Source organism: Acinetobacter lwoffii (assembly GCF_024129735.1).
Taxonomy (GTDB): Bacteria; Pseudomonadota; Gammaproteobacteria; order Pseudomonadales; family Moraxellaceae; genus Acinetobacter; species Acinetobacter lwoffii_H.
In genome coordinates, this window is record NZ_JAMXXK010000004.1 from 35,553 (window position 1) to 54,744 (window position 19,192).

Sequence of the window (19,192 nt, forward strand, 5' to 3'; positions counted from 1 at the left end):
ATAAACTTAAGCAACCCATAAGGATATAAACAGCAGATTTAAGTCTGCTGTAATAACAATAGAGGTGACAAGATGTCAAACAAGGTTTATGACAGCGCTCAATCCGCCTTAAAGGATGTGGTGCAAGATGGTCATACTCTGGCTGTCGGTGGTTTCGGCCTATGTGGTATTCCAGAAGCTTTGATCACGGCCCTAAAAGAAACTGGTGCCAAAAATTTGACCTGTATTTCCAATAATGCCGGTGTAGACGGCTTCGGTCTGGGGCTTTTACTGGAAACAAAACAGATTAAAAAAATGATCTCCTCTTATGTCGGTGAAAACAAGGAATTCGAACGTCAATATTTAAATGGCGAACTGGAAGTTGAGCTGACCCCACAGGGTACACTGGCAGAAAAATTACGTGCTGGCGGTGCCGGTATTCCGGCTTTTTATACGGCGACGGGTGTCGGAACCGTGATCGCTGAAGGTAAGGATGTCCGTGAATTTAATGGCAAGTCTTACATTCTGGAAGAATCTTTAACAGCTGATGTTGCTCTGGTTAAAGCCTATAAGGCCGATAAAGCCGGCAACCTGATTTTCCGTAAAACCGCCCAGAACTTTAATCCGGTCTGTGCCATGGCCGGCAAAATTACCATTGCTGAAGTCGAAGAGATTGTCGAAATTGGCGTGCTGGATCCGGACGAAATCCATCTTCCGGGAATTTATGTGAACCGGATAGTCCTGAATGCTCAACCGGAAAAACGTATTGAACAGATGACTTTAAAGGCGGAGGCTTGATCATGGCTTGGACACGTAATGAAATGGCGCAGCGCGCGGCACAAGAGCTTGAAGATGGTTTCTACGTCAATCTAGGGATTGGCCTGCCGACGCTAGTCGCGAACTATATTCCGGAAAATATCAATGTCTGGCTGCAGTCGGAAAATGGCCTGCTGGGGATTGGCGAATTTCCAACCGAGGAGACAGTGGATGCCGACCTGATCAATGCCGGTAAACAGACGGTTACCGCGCGTAAAGGTGCTTCATTTTTCTCAAGTGCCGACTCCTTTGCCATGATCCGTGGCGGTCATGTCAATATTGCCATTCTGGGTGCTATGGAAGTGTCCGAAACTGGTGATCTGGCCAACTGGATGATTCCAGGCAAAAAGGTCAAAGGCATGGGCGGTGCCATGGATCTGGTCGCGGGTGTACAAAAGGTCGTGGTCTTGATGGAACACTGCGCCAAAGATGGTACACCTAAGATAGTTCCAGAATGTAGTCTGCCGCTGACCGGCCAGGCTGTGGTGAACCGGATTATTACCGATCTCGGTGTACTGGATGTTACTCCTGATGGAATTCGACTGGTTGAACTGGCACCAGAGGTAAGTTTTGAAGAGATTCAAAAAGTCACGGGGGTAGCGCTACTACGTAACGCTGCCTGATCCAGCCAGCCCTTAAGAATGAAGCATCTTAAGGGCTTTTTTATATATAGCTGTTTCATTTCAAAATAATAATCGCAGAATAAATGGATTTTAATCATGCAAACTCAACAAAATATTTTGCAGCGCTTCGCCTTGCGCGTCAGCGACTGGTCTGAAAAATGGTTTCCGGATTCTTATATTTTTGCCCTGCTTGGCGTCATCATTGTGGCGATTGCCGCCATCGGAATTGGTGCACCCGCACAGGATGTCGCGATTTCCTTTGGAGACGGCTTCTGGAGCCTGATTCCCTTTACCTTGCAGATGTGCATGCTGATCGTGGTCGGTTATGTGGTTTCCGTATCTAAGCCTGTCCAGCTTCTGATCCAGAAAATGGCGCGCCTGCCACATTCCGGTCGTGGTGCGATTGTCCTGGTCGCCACGTTCAGCCTGTTAATTTCTCTGATTAATTGGGCCATGAGTACTGTACTGACTGCACTCCTAGTGATTGCACTGGCACAGCGTAAAGAGCTTAACATGGATTACCGCGCTGCTGCGGCTGCCGCGATTATCGGGATGGGTGCGACCTGGGCACTGGGGATCAGTTCTTCAGCTGCACAGTTACAGGCCAATAAAAGCAGTCTGCCTGAACCGATTTATAATCTGACGGGCGTGATTCCATTTACCGAAACCATTTTCCTGCCGCAATCCATGATCATGACGGCGGTACTGATTGTAGCTTCAATTGCGATTGCTTACTGGTCAGCACCTAAAGGGTCTGACATTAAAACCATTGAGCACTTTCCGATTCAGATTGAAGAAGAAAAACCGGACTTATCTGCCGAAAAAAGACCGGGGGATTGGCTGGAAAATTCACCCATTTTAAGCATTCTGATTGTGATTCTGGGCGCAGTCTGGATGTTTAACGAATTTTCCAAAAGCAATCCGATTCTGGCCATTTCCAGCTTAAATACCTATAACTTTATCTTCCTGATTTTGGGCGTGGCCTTACACGGTACACCGCGAAATTTCCTGAATGCGGTATCCAAAGCCGTACCCGCCATTTCTGGGGTACTGATCCAGTTTCCGCTGTATGGCAGTATTGCCTTTATGATGACCAATGCGCTAAACCCGGCCGATCTGTCATTGTCACATTATATTGCCGAGTTTTTCGTTTCGATTGCCTCGCAGGAAACCTTTGCCATCGTGATGGGCTTATACTCGGCGATTCTGGGTTTCTTTATTCCTTCTGGCGGAGGGAAATGGGGTGGTGTATCAAAAAGTATGCTAAAAAAAAGCAGGTTGAATTTTGATAAAATAGAGAAATGCAAATAACTCTAGAAATCAAATGTCCAACCTGCCTCAGTGACAGTATAAAGAAAAATGGCATCAAAGTAGATGGGAAACAAAACTACCAATGCAAAGACTGCAAACGTCAGTTTATTGGTGACCATGCTCTGAGCTATCTAGGATGTAATCCTGGCATTACTCGTAAAATATTACAGTTAATGGTCAGAGGCAGCGGTATACGAGATATCGCTGAAGTTGAGCGCATTAGTATCGGTAAAGTCTTACGGACTTTAACTGAATCGGCCTATCAAATTCAGCCTAAACAAAGTCATTATGAATCTCTCGAAGTAGATGAATTCTGGACTTTTGTTGGAAATAAAAATAATAAACAATGGCTTATTTACGCCTACCATCGAGAAACAGGTGAGATTGTTGCTTATGTTTGGGGTAAGAGAGATTTAGCTACAGTCCAAAGGTTGAAGACAAAGCTTAAACAATTAGGTATTCACTACACCCGAATTGCAAGTGATCATTGGGACAGTTTCATCACTGCTTTTAAAAACTGCAAGCAAAGTATTGGTAAGTTTTTTACTGTAGGAATTGAAGGTAATAATTGCAAAATAAGGCATCGAATAAGGCGTGGTTTTAGAAGAAGTTGTAATTTCTCCAAAAAGCTTGAAAACCATTTTAAAGCCTTCGACTTAACCTTCTTTTACATCAATAATGGCTTCATTTAATGTCAGCATACTTTTTAAAACACCACCGGAAATGGATTATCGAAGCGCCCTATGTGATGCAGGCTGCGCATGACCTGAAAGTGCATCTGGGCTGGTCGGTACAGATTTATAATGCGGCAGAAGCCTTGCCGAATCTGATTAATCCATTCTTTATGCTTCCGATGTTGGGTATCCTGAAATTAAAAGCCAAAGATGTGATTGGATTTACGGTGACCCAGTTGATTTTCCATCTGCCTTTGGTACTGTTCCTGCTATGGTTCCTTGGTCGGACATTGACTTATAGCCCGCCGGTATTTTCTTAATTTAAGATAATAAAAAAGGACGAAGATTCGTCCTTTTTTATTTAGGCTGCTCTCTTAATTTCCTGTCTTCTCAACCACACCTTCATCATCTACTTCACGCACAATTCCCGTTTCAGTATTCACGACCTCAAAGGTCACGCGACGGTTCTGAAACTGTCCGGCAGGTGTCGCATTGGGTTCAACCGGCTGATCCTCTCCCATTCCAACCGCCTGTAATTGTGCAGGATCGACACCTTTTTGCACGAGATAACTGGTAATCGCCTGAGCGCGCTGTACGGACAGCACCTTATTTTCTGCTTCGCTGCCCTGAGCATCAGCATGTCCTTTAACTTTCAGGATAACTTGTGGTGCACGTTGTAATAATGCAGCAGCTTGATCCAGCACCAATTTATTGACTTCCGGAACTTCAGTCGATGCCGTATCAAAATTAATGATCTGTAAATTAAGTGCAGTCGCCACATCCAGTGCTTTAACATTATCGGTCTTGATACTGGCCAAAGCTTGTTCTGCTTCGCTATTGGCAGTATTAATCACGTCACTTCTATTGAGCGGCTGTTGGGTAACCACAGTGACATTCTTGGCCAGACTACGAATTTGTGCTGCCAGACGCTCGGCTTCTGCATTCGTTGCTGCACGCACTGAAACCTGATTGCCAATCCAGTCAAGTGACACATTTGGCATTCCCTGCATTGTTCTCAACACAGTCGGAATAGTATCCTGATCAATAAATTCTGAATGATAAACCTCACTGCTCAGCGCCCCACAACCAATATTATAATTAAAGATCTGTTTGATCTCGTTTTGCAAAATTTCCATATACTGCGGATTATTCAGCTGTAATTGACAACTGACAATTTCGCCATTACTGCCGGTACTTAATCGCAAGGATGCAGGCTGAGCTGCAGCAACTTCGCTCGTTGCCTGGGTATTTGAATCTTCAACATCATCCTGCATGCAGCTACGAACCAAAAACAGGATCAAACCCGCCAGGATCAGAAAAATAATAAACGGCCATAAAAAGCCGGTTTTTCTTTCTTCCTGAACAATGATGGTCTGCTCCGCCAATACAGGTTCCTGATTTAAATTCTGCCCTGCCAAGGGTGAAACTCCAAGCGCTGCCAGAATAGGGCCAGCCCAAAGGGGTAATGCGCGCTGAATCGAATCGGCGTGGGTTTCCAGCAAATGGCTAATCGCTTCCGGACTCGAAGCACCTGCTTCAGTCTGTAAAAAATTCATGGTCGGTACAATTGACCGGTTCAAGGTATGCTCTATTTCATCTTGCGGCGCGCTCTGATCCACTTGATCGAGAAATTGCTGCTTGAGTGCCGGGTTTGCATTGAATAATTCATGAATTTTTGGATTAAGTTGCTGACCAAGATTCTCGATCCAGGCGGGACGTGAACGCAATATACTTAAAAATATGGGATAGAATTGAGCCAAAGCTTGATCTTTGGCAAATAAATGCTCGGTTTCACCTTGAAGCACAATCGCCGTAACATCGCTTTTTAGGCGTTCTATAAAGTCTATATTCATAATCGTCACCATTCTTTTGATTTTTCTAATGTTTAATATTTAATCAGTGTAACGATCCCCATTTTTTGAAAATGTAAATAATTGTATGAATATCATAAAGTTTCACTATTTTTGTTGAGTACTCATTTTACCAACACAAAATTTAAAAAATAAAAAAAGCCAGCCGAAGCTGACTTTTATAAAATTGGGATCACTTAAGCAGCAAAAGTTTGAACCACTTTACCCAGCACTTTTTGATTAATTAGCGGGGTATTTTTACCTTGTGACACGATGCTTTCTTTATTCAGGGTCCATTCCAGTTCCGGATCTAGCAGCACCCAGCCTGATTCATTTATCCATCGATCTGCCATTTGTGCAACACGAGCCGGAGCTAGGGTCACTTTTTCCACCCATTCCAGTGGAGTCAACAACCCCTCACGAATCAGTTGCAGACCAAAAGGCACATAGGTATCAAAAGCAGTGAATCCTGGCTGCGTTTCAGCAAACGGCGCCATTTTCGCAGAGCTGCTCAGCGGTTCATGATGAGTACAAATCGCATCAATCACACCTGATTTTACACCCTGACGCAGTAATTCTTTGTCCTGTTCAGAACGGAGTGGCGGACGTACATGTGCAAGAGAGTTAAATCCATCAATCAAATGATCGGTCAGATGTAACTGATGAATGGCCACATCACAGGTCACTGGTAAGCCTTTTTCCTTGGCAATACGGATCAATTCCACCGAAGCACCACAAGACAACAGACCAAAGTGTGCTCGTACTTTGGTTGATTCAATCATCAACAGATATTTGGCAATCGCCACGGTTTCAGCCAGTGCCGGAATCATCGGCAAGCCCTGACGTGATGCAATAAACCCTTCATGCACACAGCCGTCTTTGGCAATTTGTGGTTCTTCTGCATAGAACACCACCGTCAGGTCTAAACCTGCAGCATATTCAAGGGTACGCAGTACCACATCATCATTGGCAAACGGCGCACTGGCATTGGAAACCGCAGTACATCCGCCCTTTTTCAAGCCTGCCATATTTGCCGGTTGTTGACCATTTAAGCCTTGGGTTTGCGCACCAATCACCTGTAGATAGATACCACCATCCAGCATGGCTTTTTCAACCAGGCCATGAATCAGGGCACCGTTGTCTTGCACGATTGGCTTTGAATCGGGTGGCGTAAACACGTGCAAAATGCCATTTTCACGTGCCGCTTTCCCTTCAGACTTAAGCGTACCGTGTTGCTGTTGACCCGGTTCACGTAAGCGTGCACACAAATCGACCATTGTGGGCATTAACCATTTGCCTTGACCATCAATCGTTTCAGAGACATCTGCTATTTCTGCAACGAATTTGCCATTTTCCAGATACACGGTCTGGATAGAATTAGTGTTTTGGATGGGATCAAGAACACGGACATTTTCAATTTTTACAATAGTCATGACTTATTCCTTAACCCGCAATCGCTTCAATCAAACCTTGTTCTTGTAACTGGCCTTGCATCGATAAAGCCAACACCGCCATACGCACTGCAATACCATTAGTCACCTGCTTCAAAATCACAGATTGCGGACCATCCGCAATACTTGAGTCGATTTCAACGCCGCGGTTCATTGGTCCCGGATGCATCACGATACAATCCGGTTTGGCCATGGCCAGACGTTCTTTATTCAAGCCATACATTTTGTAGAACTCAGCTTGCGAGGCCAGTGCCGGAGAATCAATCCGCTCATTTTGAATACGTAAGGTAATAATCACGTCGCAGTCTTTGATGCCGTCTTCCATATTGTTAAATAGACGAACACCATCGCCATATTCTTCAAAGCCTAATGGCAGCAAGGTATTCGGTGCAATCACCCGGATATCCTGGCAGCCTAAAGTCTGCAAGGCGGCTACATCTGAACGCGCGACACGTGAATGCTTGATATCACCAATAATAGCGATCGACATTTCTTCGAATTTTTTCTTGGTTTCACGGCGAATGGTCAGCATATCCAGCATCGCTTGAGTCGGATGCGCATGACGGCCATCACCGGCATTAATAATTGCCACGGTTGGGCAGACATCTTTGGCAATAAAATGCGCTGCCCCTGAAGATGAATGACGTACCACGAAAATATCGGCCGCCATGGCTTCCAGATTCCATAACGTGTCACGCAGGGTTTCACCTTTGGAAGTACTCGAACGGGCAATATCGATATTGAGAACATTGGCAGAAAGGCGCTTGGCAGCGGCTTCAAAGGTGGTGCGGGTACGAGTAGAATTTTCGAAGAACAGGTTCATCACCGTTTTGCCTTCGAGCAAATTATTGGTGATCAGCTGATTTTGGTCATTAAAAAAGGACTGTGCAGTGTCCAATATTTTTGTCAGGGTTTCTTTAGAAAGACCTTCGATGGTCAAGAAGTGTTTTAGATTACCTTCTTTATTGAGTTGAATCTGGCTCGGTGTATGCAATGCCGCCAAGTGCATGAGAGATTCCTTATGCGTTAAGTCAACATATTATACAGAGATTGGCGAATTTTTATAGTTGGCCATGCTGCTACTTGTACAAAAAGCATCTGAACAATAAAAATAAAAAATCAGATTCCTTTGTATTTTTTCAATAAGATAATTTAACCTAATTTGCATCTTGCTGATTTTAAGTACAAAACCAACGGGCGCTTCAGTCTGGAGCATTCACACCCATCTCAGGTTTAACGCAGTGCACCAATATAACGATGTGACACCTGTGCACGATAGATATCGTCTTCATCCGGTTCGACCGAGATCAGCCCTTCCTGCTGGCTTGGGTGTGCAGATTCTGTTGGTGAATCTTGTGCTGTTTCCGAAATCTCCAGTACCATTTTCAGGCGCTGGATCAGATGATTCAAATCTGGGTCTTGGGTCTGCTCTGCCAGTTGAATCACATGCCGGGCATAATCCAGGTTCTCTGCCAGATAAATTGCATCAATTACCCGACCGGAAACCCGTCGTAAACGTGCATAAATTAAAGTAGCCACTGAAAAAGCGTCATGGTTGCGTAACTGATTCTCTAACATCTTAACCCCCATTATAAAATTGAAAAATCAGGCAGCCATCGCTCCCCATCGACTGACCGCCTGATTTGCCATGTATAGAGCAAAATGCGTACCAGTTCCTCAATTTATAGTGTGAATATTATTTTTCTCTATCACATGCCACGGCCTTTCAGAGAATTTCAAAAGCTTTCAATATAAAAATACGGTAAACTTAGCGCAGTTTTTTATTTATCTTTTTTGGTCTCTCTATTATATGAATACCTCTCCACGTTTAAGCAATTATTGGGTCACCTGTGCCGATGGTCTGGAAACCTTATTAGAAGAAGAAATACAAGGCTTAGGTGTTCAGAATATTGAGCGTTTTCTAGGCCGTTTAACCTTTAAAGGTACACTGGAAAATGCTTATCGTATCTGCATGTGGTCACGTCTGGCTTCACGTGTCTTGATGCCGATCCACACGCATGAAATTGAATTTTCTCATGATGCCCGTGATGTGGCAGAAGAACTCTATGAAGGGGCTCTCAGCTTTGACTGGTCGCTGATTTTTGCACCACAAAGTACCTTCGCAATTCGTCTGCATGTCGAACGTGATATCAAGGTCAATACCCAGTTTGCCACTTTGCGTGCTAAAGATGGTGTTGTGGATTCATTCATGGAAGCCGTGGGTAAACGTCCAAGTATTGATACCAAACAGCCAGAAATCACCATGTATATTCTGGCTGGTAAAAAAGCTCATACCTACTGCCTGGACCTTTCTGGTGATTCTCTGCATAAACGTGGCTATCGTCGCTTTATGACTGAAGCACCAATCAAGGAAAACCTGGCAGCAGCGATCCTGCAAAAAGGTGGCCTGAAAGACATCAACCCGGATATTGTGGTTGATCCTATGTGTGGTTCAGGTACCTTTATTATTGAATCTTTAATGATTCTGACTGATCGTGCACCAGGCCTGGTCCGTCGTTTCGGCTTTAACGGCTGGAATGGTCATGATCATGAATTGTGGATGGGTATTAAAGCCGAAGCTGCTGAACGTCATAAAGCTGCGCTGGAAAATCCATTACCACAATTCTATGCATTCGATGCGGACTGGGAAGCGGTTAAAGCCACCAGACAAAATATTATCGCGGCGGGTTTTGAAGCTGCTCTCGACAATATCATGATCGAAGAACGGACTTTAAATGACTGGCCTGATTTCCATGCGGAAGGTAAGAAAGTATTCTTCGTGACCAACCCTCCTTATGGCGAACGTCTCGGTGATAAAGCCCAGAACCGTTCTTTATACCTGGGTTTATCAGCTTTATTGCAAAAGAATTTCCCGAATCAAAAAGCAGCTGTGATTGCCTCCCAAGTGGAACAGGCCGATGTGCTGGCGTTCAATGATCCGCAAATCCTGCGTTTGATGAATGGTAAATTGCCGATCTATATCCGCTTCGGTACGGTTAAACCGGCCGCAGTGGTACGTCCATTCCTAGAAAGCTGGCAGCCTCAGCAGTTTGAACCGATTGAAGGTGCGATGGAGTTTGCCAACCGTCTGACCAAAAATATGCAAGCTCTAAAAAAATGGGCAGTCAAGGAACAGATCCATTGTTTACGTCTCTATGATGCAGATTTACCTGATTTTAACGTCGCAGTAGATCTGTATGGCGAGCGTTTGCATGTACAAGAATATGCGCCACCTAAAACTATTGATCCGGAAAAAGCCAAAAAACGTTTCAACCTGGCCTTACAGGCCATTCGTGCCGTGACCGGTTTGGGCCGTGATGCGATCTTTATCAAGACCCGTGCACGTCAGGAAGGTAAAAACCAGTACACCAAACAAAGTACAGCATCCAAGCGTTTTATCGTTCAGGAAGGTCAAGCCAAGATTCTGGTCAACCTGACCGATTATCTGGATACCGGTCTGTTTCTGGATCACCGTCAAATGCGTTTACGCATTGCACGTGAAGCAAAAGGCAAACACTTCCTGAACCTGTACAGCTATACCTCAACGGCAAGTTTACATGCTGCTTTGGGTGGTGCTGCAAGTACAACCAGCGTCGATCTGTCGAATACTTATTTGAACTGGTCTAAAGAAAATTTTGTTCTGAACGGCTTAACCGTGGATCATGCGGATGAACAGCATCAGTTCTTTGCCTCTGACTGTTTCGAATGGCTAAAAGAAGGTCATGAGCAATATGAGCTGATCTTTATCGACCCACCAACCTTCTCAAACTCGAAGAAATTCTACGGGACCTTTGACGTACAGCGCGACCATTTGTCCCTGTTAAAACGTGCGATGAACCGCTTAACCACTGATGGTACCTTGTATTTCTCAAATAACTATCGTGGTTTTGAGATGGATGAAGAAATTCTGGCCTTCTTTGATGTTGAAGAAATTACCCAGGAAACCATTGGACCTGACTTCAAGCGGAATCAAAAGATTCACCGTGCCTGGAAAATCCGTCATCCGCAAGTGTAATTTGATGATGAATTAACTGTCTTTATCACGATTGATATCTTCTTTATTTTCCCTGAGCTGAGTTTTAAGCCATGCTTTAAAGCTCGCCGCAACAAGAATACAAAAGTGTTGCAATGCTCGAAGTTAAAAATAAGATTAAAAAAACCCAGCCTAGGCTGGGTTTTTTGTTGCAAGGAGAAGCGGTTTAGTTAAGTTTCATTTTTTCAAAGATTAACTCACCTGCTTCAGCTTTCACCAGAATGGTATCGCCCGGCTGGAATTCTCCGCCCAGGATTTTCTGCGCCAGACCATTTTCAATCCGCTGCTGGATTGCACGTTTCAGTGGACGTGCTCCATACAATGGATCAAAACCGGCCTCGATCAGCTGATCGAAAGCGCTGTCATCTACCGACAAGCGCATATCGCGTTCTGCCAGACGTTGACGTAAACGGTCCAACTGGATATCGGCAATACCGCGAATCTGGTCTTTTTCCAGCGCATGGAACACTACCAGTTCATCAATACGGTTGATAAATTCCGGACGGAAATGTTCCGATACCGCATTCATCACCACCGTACGGACTTCTTCTTTAGTGGCATTACCGCCCAATTCACGTACATCCTGCGAACCCAGGTTCGAAGTCATGACGATCACAGAGTTTTTAAAGTCCACTACCCGGCCTTGCGAGTCAGTTAAACGGCCATCATCCAGTACCTGTAGCAAGATGTTAAATACGTCCGGATGCGCTTTTTCGACTTCATCAAACAAGATCACACTATACGGTTTACGACGTACGGCTTCAGTAAGCACCCCACCTTCTTCATAACCGACATAGCCCGGAGGCGCACCAACCAAACGGCTGACCGAATGTTTTTCCATAAATTCTGACATATCGATACGCACCATGGCATCGTCGCTGTCAAACAGGAAATTCGCCAAGGCTTTGGTCAATTCTGTTTTACCGACACCCGTTGGCCCCAGGAACAGGAATGACCCACTTGGACGGTTCGGATCTGACAGACCGGCACGTGAACGGCGTACTGCATTGGATACCGCCACCACGGCTTCATCTTGCCCTACTACACGGTTATGCAGGAATTCTTCCATATGTAGCAATTTGTCACGCTCGCCTTGCAGCATTTTCGCAACCGGAATACCGGTCGCAGCACTCACTACTTCAGCAATTTCATTGTCGGTGACTTTGTTACGCAGCAATTTTGGCGTTGCGCTTTCATCGGCTTTTTCAGCCAGTTCAAGCTGCTTTTGCAACTCTGGTATCACGCCATATTGCAAACGCGCGGCCTCGCCCAGATCACCTTCACGTTGCGCTTTTTCAAGTGCTGTACGTGCCTGATCCAGTTTGATCTGTACGTCTTTATTGCCTTCGACCAGCGCTTTATCTGCACGCCAGACTTCTTCCAGGTCATGATACTCTTTTTCAACTGTGGCGATCTGATCGGACAAGTATTGAATCTCAGCTTTGGCACCTGAGTCTTCATCTTTTTTCACCGCTTCCAGCTGCATTTTTAACTGAATCAGACGGCGTTCCAGTTTATCTAAAGCTTCTGGCTTAGAATCGAGTTCCATTTTGATGCGCGATGCTGCTTCATCAATCAGGTCAATGGCTTTATCCGGCAACTGACGGTCGGTGATATAACGGTGTGACATTTTCGCAGCAGCAATAATGGCTGAATCCAGAATCTGTACCCCGTGATGGGTCGCATAGCGATCTTTCAGACCACGCAGAATCGCAATGGTATCTTCCACGCTTGGCTCATCCACCAGCACTTTCTGGAAACGACGTTCCAGCGCTGCATCTTTTTCAATATACTGACGATATTCATCCAGTGTGGTGGCACCGACACAGCGCAGTTCGCCACGGGCCAGCGCAGGTTTAAGCATATTGCCGGCATCCATCGCGCCATCACCTTTACCAGCACCCACCAGGGTATGCAACTCGTCGATAAACAGGATGATTTCGCCTTCGTGTTTGGCAATATCTTTCAGAACGGCTTTTAAGCGCTCTTCAAACTCACCACGGTATTTGGCACCGGCCAGCAAAGAACCCAGATCAAGTGATAAAACACGTTTACCTTTGAGTCCTTCAGGCACTTCACCATTGATAATCCGCTGCGCCAGACCTTCGACGATTGCAGTTTTACCGACCCCTGGCTCACCGATGAGTACCGGGTTGTTTTTAGTACGACGTGACAGAACCTGAATAGTACGGCGGATTTCATCATCACGGCCAATCACAGGATCAAGCTTGCCTGCCAACGCACGTTCAGTTAAATCAATGGTGTACTTATTCAGTGAATCACGCTGATCTTCATGATTATTGCTCATGACTTTTTCATCGCCTCGAAATTGATTAATCACTTGACCTAAAGTTTCTGCCTTTACGCCAACACTATTTAATAAAGTTTTGGTATTTCCGGTTTCAGCCAACGCCAACAGCACCCAATCCGTAGATAGAAACTCATCTCCGGCTTTTTGCGCAAAGCTGTCTGCCAGATGCAATACTTTTGCCGCTTCAGGACTAAGGTTGACATCTGCTGATGGATTGGTCAGGGTTGCCGCATTGCTCAATGCTGTTTGCAGCTTGGTTTGTAGCTCACGCAGATTAGCACCGGCCTGTTGCAGCAGGCTGACATTGGATGCTTCATCCATCAAGGTGGCCAAGATATGGATCCCATCAATGGAGGTATGATCCTTACTCATGGCCAGCGATTGTGCATCGGAAAGGGTTTGCTGCAGGCGATTGGTAAATTTTTCAAAACGCATTCTTGTTATTCCTCACAACAAATTTTCTACTTGATAGATATATGGGTGCACTTGATAAAATTTCAAATCATTTTTATATATTTTTCAAAAACTTAATATAAACATTTAGACAGTCTTTAATAATAATATTGGTGTAATCAAATCATATTTCAAGTGAGGTTAGAAGAATTTTTAAGGTGAAGATAAACAATTCATATTTTATTTAATTTACTCTGCTATTTTTCAGCTTAGTAGAGAATAGAGAGATATTTTTAGTACGGTTGCAACCTTCCTAGTAATCGCAATACTTCACTCAAACCATGTTCTGTTTGCATCAAGGATCTTGGCGTTTGATGATTCAAAAGCTTGTTAGGTGAATTGATAAAATGGCGCATCCAGCTCAAGTCTCCACCATGCAAGCTAAATAACTTTTGATAGATATTTACTAAAGCTATAGCTTTTTCGCCTGCTGTAGTATCTGGTTCTAATTCTTTTTCATTTATAACCAGAGATAATTCCGCCTCAGATAAACCCAGAATCAATGCAAGTTCGAATTCTTTCAGTTGCAACTGCTCAGCTAAGTTGAATACTGCTATAGCTAATACTTGGGATTTAGAAATACCTGTTTCACTATTCATTTTTATCAAATCATCTTGATGCGTCTTATTTCGATTATGCTGCTTTTATTGTTTTCCGGCCATGTTGTTTATCATCAAATTTAATTTCTCATAAAATTAAAACACCCTCGCTTGGAGGGTGCTTTAAAATAACAACACCATGATTATGGTGCCGGATTCGGTTGCTGACGGTGAATTGCCTCAATACCTTTCAGTATTTCCTCAGACAGATCAATTTCAAATGCCTGAATATTTTCTTTCAGCTGATCCAGATTGGTGGCACCAATAATCGTACTGGTCACAAAGAACTGCTGCTTGATAAAGGCCAAAGCCAATTGGGTAAGACTTAAGCCATGCTGTTCTGCCAGCTGGGCATATTGCTCGGTTGCCCATTCACTTTGCGGATTGCTATAACGGCTAAAGCGGGAGAACAGTGTTACACGCGCATTGGCAGGACGTGCACCATGCCGGAATTTACCGGTCAGATAACCAAATGCCAAAGGTGAATACGCCAACAAGCCCACACCTTCATAATGGGCAATTTCTGACATGCCGATTTCATAAGTACGGTTCAGCAGGTTATATGGGTTTTGTACACTGACAAATTTGGACAAACCTAATTTCTCTGCGAGGTGCAGAAATTTCATCGTGCCCCACGGGGTTTCATTGGAAAGACCAATATAACGGATACGGCCTTTTTTAATTTCATCCTGCAAGGCGGTCAGGGTTTCTTCGAGATCCGTTACGGCACGGTCTTCTGCCGCTTCAGCATTGCCATAACCCAACTTGCCAAAGAAATTGGTGGGGCGTTGTGGCCAGTGTAACTGATACAGGTCGATATAATCCGTTTGCAGGCGTGACAATGACTGGTCTATTGCTGCTGAAATTTCATCGGCAACAAAACGGGTTTGACCATCCCGGATATGACTACCACCTTGCGATGGTCCGGCAATTTTTGAGGCTAAAAAAAGTTTGTCACGGCCACCACGGGCAGCGATCCAGTTTCCAATCATGCGCTCGGTGGCGCCCTGCGTTTCAGGTTTTGGCGGTACCGGGTACATTTCCGCAGTATCCCAGAAATACAGTCCCTGATCTAAGGCATAATCCAGTTGCTGAAAAGCCTGTTCTTGCGTGTTCTGCTCACCAAAGGTCATGGTGCCCAAACAAATTTCTGGCAAAAGAATGCCGGTATCCGCCAACGGTCTGAATTGCATAAAAACATCCTGTGAATTTTATTCAGTGAATTGAGATTAAGTGGGCTATAGCCTATCGGAATTCTAAGGGAGACTTAAATCATCTTTTCTGAGAAGCTTGTTCTAAATTTTTATGTATTGAGTAATGACGCATAAAAAAAGCAAATCCGAAGATTTGCTTTTTAATATCTGGATTATTCGTCTATGGCACCATCTGCCACTGCTTCAGATGCTTCTTCTAATGAAGCATCAAAGATCAGGATGGCTTTACCATCGGTTTCGATCATGCCCTGCTCTTCCAGGGTTTTTAGTACACGTCCGACCATTTCGCGGGAACAGCCAACAATGCGACCAATTTCCTGACGGGTAATACGAATCTGACGGCCATTCGGCAAAATCATCGCTTCTGGCTGTGAAGACAGGTCGATCAGACAACGTGCAATCCGGCCTGAAACATCAATAAATGCCAGATCAGTGACTTTACGTGTGGTATTTTTCAAACGACGTACTAATTGAGCAAATACCGCATAGCTCAGATCAGGATATTGCTTGCTGATTTCGTGAAAGTTTTCATAGGTAATTTCGGCAATTTCACACACATCACGCGTACGAACTTCCGCAGTACGTTGCGGATTAACCTCGAATAGACCCATTTCCCCAAAGAAGTCACCCGCATTTAAATATGCCACGACAATTTCACGATCATCATCTTCACGAAGAATGATAGATACAGACCCCTTCAGAATTAAATATAAAGATTTAGATTCTGATCCTGCATCAATGATCGTGGTACGTTTTGGATAACGATTAATATATGCACGTTTTAACAGTGCTTTCACGGATTCTGGTAATTGCCCCGGAGAAAGCGCATCAGTGCTTAATTGTGAAAAGTTTGAAGTCATGCTAACAGTTCCGATTATGGATAATTTATAGATCGCACAAGACCTAATGTGAACTTGTCACACAGTGGGATTGAAATTCCGTATCAACCCAATTTATGTTAGTGTACAGTTACTTGACAAATTTATAGCTTTTTTTAGGTAGTTGCAATGCAAACAAGCGTTCATTGGTTAGAGAATGTTGCTTTTGAAGCAAAAACTCAAAGTGGTCATAGCCTTATCATGGATGGTTCAGCTGAATACGGTGGTGAAAACCGTGGTCCCCGTCCTATGGAACTGCTTTTAACGGGTCTGGGCGGTTGTGCGTCTTTTGATATTGTTACCATTTTAAAGAAGGCTCGTCAGGATATTACCGATGTACGCTGCGAATTAAAGGCTGAACGTGCAGATACAATTCCGGCAGTATTCACGAAAATTCACTTGCATTTTGTAGTGACCGGCAAAGCGATTAAAGAGAAACAGGTCGCAAAAGCCGTAGAACTTTCTGCTGAAAAATATTGCTCTGCCAGCAAAATGCTGTCTGATGGCGGTGTTGAAATCACCCATGATTATGAAATAATCGAAGCAGAATAAAATCTAGATTCTGTAAAAAAAGCGGCTGGAAAAGCTGCTTTTTTTGTATCAGAAAATTGCCTTTTCTCAGAACCGCTGAACTGAATACTGATTGCCATCTTCAAAGCTCAAGATATTTTCTGGAAATCTTAAGGCGCCGAGTCGATGTCTGAACGCGACACCCTGTTGACGATCGAGATAGCGTTTACCCACTGAATAATCCACACAAAATACGTTTTGTTGCTGTCCATACCATTGCAGTGCATCGATCGATTTGAGTAAACCGGTTTTTTCTTCAGTAGATTTAAAGTTCCGCCAATAATGTCCAGTAATGACTGGAATTTGGTCGGTATAGCTGTCCCACCATGGCACGCGGTCGATCATCCGCCACCTTCCACCGGCATAAATCGGTTCTAAGGCGATTTTTTCCGCACCAGAAGTAATGACCCGAATCGGATTGTGCATTTGCTCACGCAGCTCTTTTTCTGCGAGATGTTGCAATAAAGGTAAAGTTGCAGCCGGGTCTTTGAACTGGTGTTGGTAGCGTTGCTGCTCTATCTGGATGAATTCATTAATACTTAAGGCTTGCAGATCCAGCGCTGTATGTTGAACGAAATCAGCATAGGCTTCACCAAGCGAAGTAAAACCAGAATTGCGTAATTGATCAATTGATCCCTCATGCCAACAGGCATGCACAACACGCAGCTGCTCCGACTCTAAGGCCAACGGTAAGCTATTTAAAAAATCCAGAATCCATTGTCGATCTTTGATTGAGGCTTGGATCGAATCAAAAGGTTTCAGATCATCTTGGTGCGGTGAACCAAAAAACCAGCCATTGCCTTCCCGCAAAGTATCGGTCAATAGGTTCAATTCATGATTACCCATCACACATTGTGCATAGCCTTCATCTACCAGCTGTTTGACACGTTGAATCACCGCAACACTGTCTTGTCCCCGATCACAGAGATCACCGACAAAAATTAGTTTGCGCTGCTCTGGATGATAACCATTCCGGTCATAGCCTAATACCCTGATCAGTTGTTCCAGCGCGGTAATCTCACCATGAATATCACCTACGATATCCACAGGGCCAGTGAAAGCCTGCTGTATAAATGAATACGTCATTTATGCATCCTGAATTAAGTCTAAAACAGAATATATCCCTATGAGTATGCTTTAAATTTATGTAGATCTGAATACAAGACGAGTCTTCATTTAAATAATTTAATATTTAGTAATGCAATTCCCTTGAATAGCCACCGATTTTGTAGACACCTTTTAGTTAGATAAAATGGCTAATTAACGAGGTGCTTATGAGCAGTAAACGATACCCTAAAGAATTCAAAATTGAAGCAGTAAAACAAGTCACTGAGAAAGGTCATAGTGTGGCTGAAGTTGCTGCACGTTTAGGAACCACTACGCATAGTCTGTATGCCTGGATCAAACGTTATGATCCACAGCAACCCAAGACAACAGAATCTAGTGATCCAAGTACAGAATTAGCAAAGTTAAAAAAAGAGCTACAAAGGGTCACTGAAGAAAGAGACATATTAAAAAAGGCCGCGGTGTACTTCGCAAGCCAGTCCAAATGAGGTACGCCTTTATTCAGGACAATCAGAACATATGGCCTGTCCGTCGTTTATGTTCAGCTCTGGATGTTCATCACAGTGGTTATTACGCATGGTTAAAGTAACCTACCAGTAAAACTGCCAAGAAACGGCAACAGCTTTCAGGATTGATTAAACAATTCTGGCTGGAATCTGGTGGAGTTTACGGCTATCGCAAGATTCACTGTGATTTGAAAGATGCTGGCGAAAGTTGTGGGATCAATCGAGTACATCGACTGATGAAAGCAAATGGTCTTAAATCACAGCGTGGTTATCGTAAGCCTAGAGCTTACGCTGGTACTCCGGCTGTTATTGCCGCAAACACTTTAGACCAACAGTTTAATCCAACTCAGCCGAACCAATTATGGGTGACTGATATTACCTATATTCGTACCAATGAGGGATGGTTGTATCTTGCTGTTGTAATCGACCTGTTCTCACGACTTGTGGTTGGTTGGTCTATGAAGTCGAGAATCACTACAGATCTGGTTTTAGATGCATTATTGATGGCCTTGTGGAGAAGGAATCCAAAGAGCAAGGTCCTGATCCATTCTGATCAAGGTAGCCAATACACCAGTTATGAATGGCAGACATTTCTCAAGCATCATAATCTTGAAAGTAGTATGAGTCGGCGTGGAAACTGCCATGACAATGCTGTTGCCGAGAGTTTCTTTCAGTTATTAAAGCGAGAGAGGATCAAGAAGAAAATATATTCATCAAGAGCTGAAGCAAGATCAGATATCTTTGAATATATTGAGATGTTTTATAATTCAAAACGCCGACATGGTTCCAATGGTCAGCGTTCTCCATTAGATTATGAAAAAGCCCATCAGAAGATGGTTATGTGTGTCTAGAATTTTGG

General features: G+C 44.1%; 15 protein-coding genes and 2 pseudogenes. 8 read left to right on the forward strand and 9 right to left on the reverse strand.

Going from position 1 to position 19,192, the window contains the following annotated elements:
- Positions 1 to 72: 72 nt before the first annotated feature.
- The 5 genes and pseudogenes from NI469_RS02150 to NI469_RS02170 form a co-directional block, all read left to right on the forward strand.
- The gene (locus NI469_RS02150; protein ID WP_004729993.1) at positions 73 to 777 is read left to right on the forward strand and encodes a CoA transferase subunit A; all 705 of its coding nucleotides are present in this window, start codon (positions 73 to 75) and stop codon (positions 775 to 777) included.
- A 2-nt stretch (positions 778 to 779) separates the two neighbouring features.
- Positions 780 to 1,418 (forward strand): CoA transferase subunit B, encoded by a 639-nt coding sequence (locus NI469_RS02155; protein ID WP_004646586.1) that lies wholly within the window; start codon positions 780 to 782, stop codon positions 1,416 to 1,418.
- 96 nt (positions 1,419 to 1,514) lie between these two features.
- On the forward strand, positions 1,515 to 2,729 hold the full coding sequence (locus tag NI469_RS02160) for a TIGR00366 family protein (protein ID WP_276534045.1): 1,215 nt from the start codon (positions 1,515 to 1,517) through the stop codon (positions 2,727 to 2,729).
- Positions 2,720 to 3,421 carry an IS1 family transposase gene (locus NI469_RS02165; protein WP_253174333.1) on the forward strand — a complete coding sequence of 234 codons (702 nt, stop codon included), beginning with the start codon at positions 2,720 to 2,722 and terminating at the stop codon, positions 3,419 to 3,421. The genes NI469_RS02160 and NI469_RS02165 overlap by 10 nt, the downstream gene beginning before the upstream one ends.
- A 29-nt stretch (positions 3,422 to 3,450) precedes the next feature.
- Positions 3,451 to 3,723 (forward strand): annotated as a pseudogene (locus tag NI469_RS02170) (TIGR00366 family protein); the annotation flags it as partial.
- Between the two features lie 54 nt (positions 3,724 to 3,777).
- Here NI469_RS02170 and NI469_RS02175 read toward each other — a convergent pair.
- The 4 genes from NI469_RS02175 to NI469_RS02190 all read right to left on the reverse strand — a co-directional run bounded on the left by NI469_RS02175 (position 3,778) and on the right by NI469_RS02190 (position 8,282).
- Positions 3,778 to 5,268 carry an OmpA family protein gene (locus NI469_RS02175; RefSeq protein ID WP_253174334.1) on the reverse strand — a complete coding sequence of 497 codons (1,491 nt, stop codon included), beginning with the start codon at positions 5,266 to 5,268 and terminating at the stop codon, positions 3,778 to 3,780.
- A gap of 182 nt (positions 5,269 to 5,450) precedes the next feature.
- Positions 5,451 to 6,686: a dihydroorotase gene (locus NI469_RS02180; protein WP_253174335.1), complete on the reverse strand. Its 1,236-nt coding sequence runs from the start codon at positions 6,684 to 6,686 to the stop codon at positions 5,451 to 5,453.
- Between the two features lie 10 nt (positions 6,687 to 6,696).
- Positions 6,697 to 7,713, reverse strand: coding sequence for an aspartate carbamoyltransferase catalytic subunit (locus tag NI469_RS02185; protein WP_004730000.1), 1,017 nt, complete (start codon positions 7,711 to 7,713; stop codon positions 6,697 to 6,699).
- A 224-nt stretch (positions 7,714 to 7,937) separates the two neighbouring features.
- A complete protein-coding gene (locus NI469_RS02190) occupies positions 7,938 to 8,282 on the reverse strand; it encodes a hypothetical protein (protein WP_004280135.1) in 345 nt (114 codons plus the stop codon).
- Positions 8,283 to 8,514: 232 nt separating this feature from the next.
- Here NI469_RS02190 and rlmKL point away from each other — a divergent pair, with 232 nt between their 5' ends.
- Entirely contained in the window at positions 8,515 to 10,719 is a 2,205-nt protein-coding gene (rlmKL, locus tag NI469_RS02195) for a bifunctional 23S rRNA (guanine(2069)-N(7))-methyltransferase RlmK/23S rRNA (guanine(2445)-N(2))-methyltransferase RlmL (RefSeq protein ID WP_253174336.1), read from the forward strand.
- A gap of 184 nt (positions 10,720 to 10,903) precedes the next feature.
- Here the strand turns inward: rlmKL and clpB are convergent, their stop codons facing one another.
- From clpB to crp, 4 genes are all read right to left on the reverse strand, one after another.
- Complete coding sequence (gene clpB / locus NI469_RS02200; protein ID WP_253174337.1) at positions 10,904 to 13,483, reverse strand: ATP-dependent chaperone ClpB; 2,580 nt, start codon at positions 13,481 to 13,483, stop codon at positions 10,904 to 10,906.
- 251 nt (positions 13,484 to 13,734) lie between these two features.
- Positions 13,735 to 14,100 (reverse strand): antitoxin Xre/MbcA/ParS toxin-binding domain-containing protein, encoded by a 366-nt coding sequence (locus NI469_RS02205; protein WP_004646580.1) that lies wholly within the window; start codon positions 14,098 to 14,100, stop codon positions 13,735 to 13,737.
- A gap of 143 nt (positions 14,101 to 14,243) precedes the next feature.
- On the reverse strand, positions 14,244 to 15,293 hold the full coding sequence (locus NI469_RS02210) for an NADP(H)-dependent aldo-keto reductase (RefSeq protein WP_253174338.1): 1,050 nt from the start codon (positions 15,291 to 15,293) through the stop codon (positions 14,244 to 14,246).
- A gap of 173 nt (positions 15,294 to 15,466) precedes the next feature.
- Positions 15,467 to 16,174, reverse strand: a complete 708-nt coding sequence (crp, locus tag NI469_RS02215) for a cAMP-activated global transcriptional regulator CRP (RefSeq protein WP_004280141.1) — start codon at positions 16,172 to 16,174, stop codon at positions 15,467 to 15,469.
- A 147-nt stretch (positions 16,175 to 16,321) separates the two neighbouring features.
- Between crp and NI469_RS02220 the strand changes: the two genes are divergently transcribed.
- Complete coding sequence (locus tag NI469_RS02220) at positions 16,322 to 16,744, forward strand: OsmC family protein (protein ID WP_004280142.1); 423 nt, start codon at positions 16,322 to 16,324, stop codon at positions 16,742 to 16,744.
- 66 nt (positions 16,745 to 16,810) lie between these two features.
- Here NI469_RS02220 and NI469_RS02225 read toward each other — a convergent pair whose 3' ends face one another.
- Positions 16,811 to 17,848: a metallophosphoesterase gene (locus NI469_RS02225; protein ID WP_253174339.1), complete on the reverse strand. Its 1,038-nt coding sequence runs from the start codon at positions 17,846 to 17,848 to the stop codon at positions 16,811 to 16,813.
- Between the two features lie 188 nt (positions 17,849 to 18,036).
- Between NI469_RS02225 and NI469_RS02230 the strand changes: the two are divergent.
- Positions 18,037 to 19,184: pseudogene (locus NI469_RS02230) on the forward strand (IS3 family transposase).
- Positions 19,185 to 19,192: the final 8 nt, after the last annotated feature.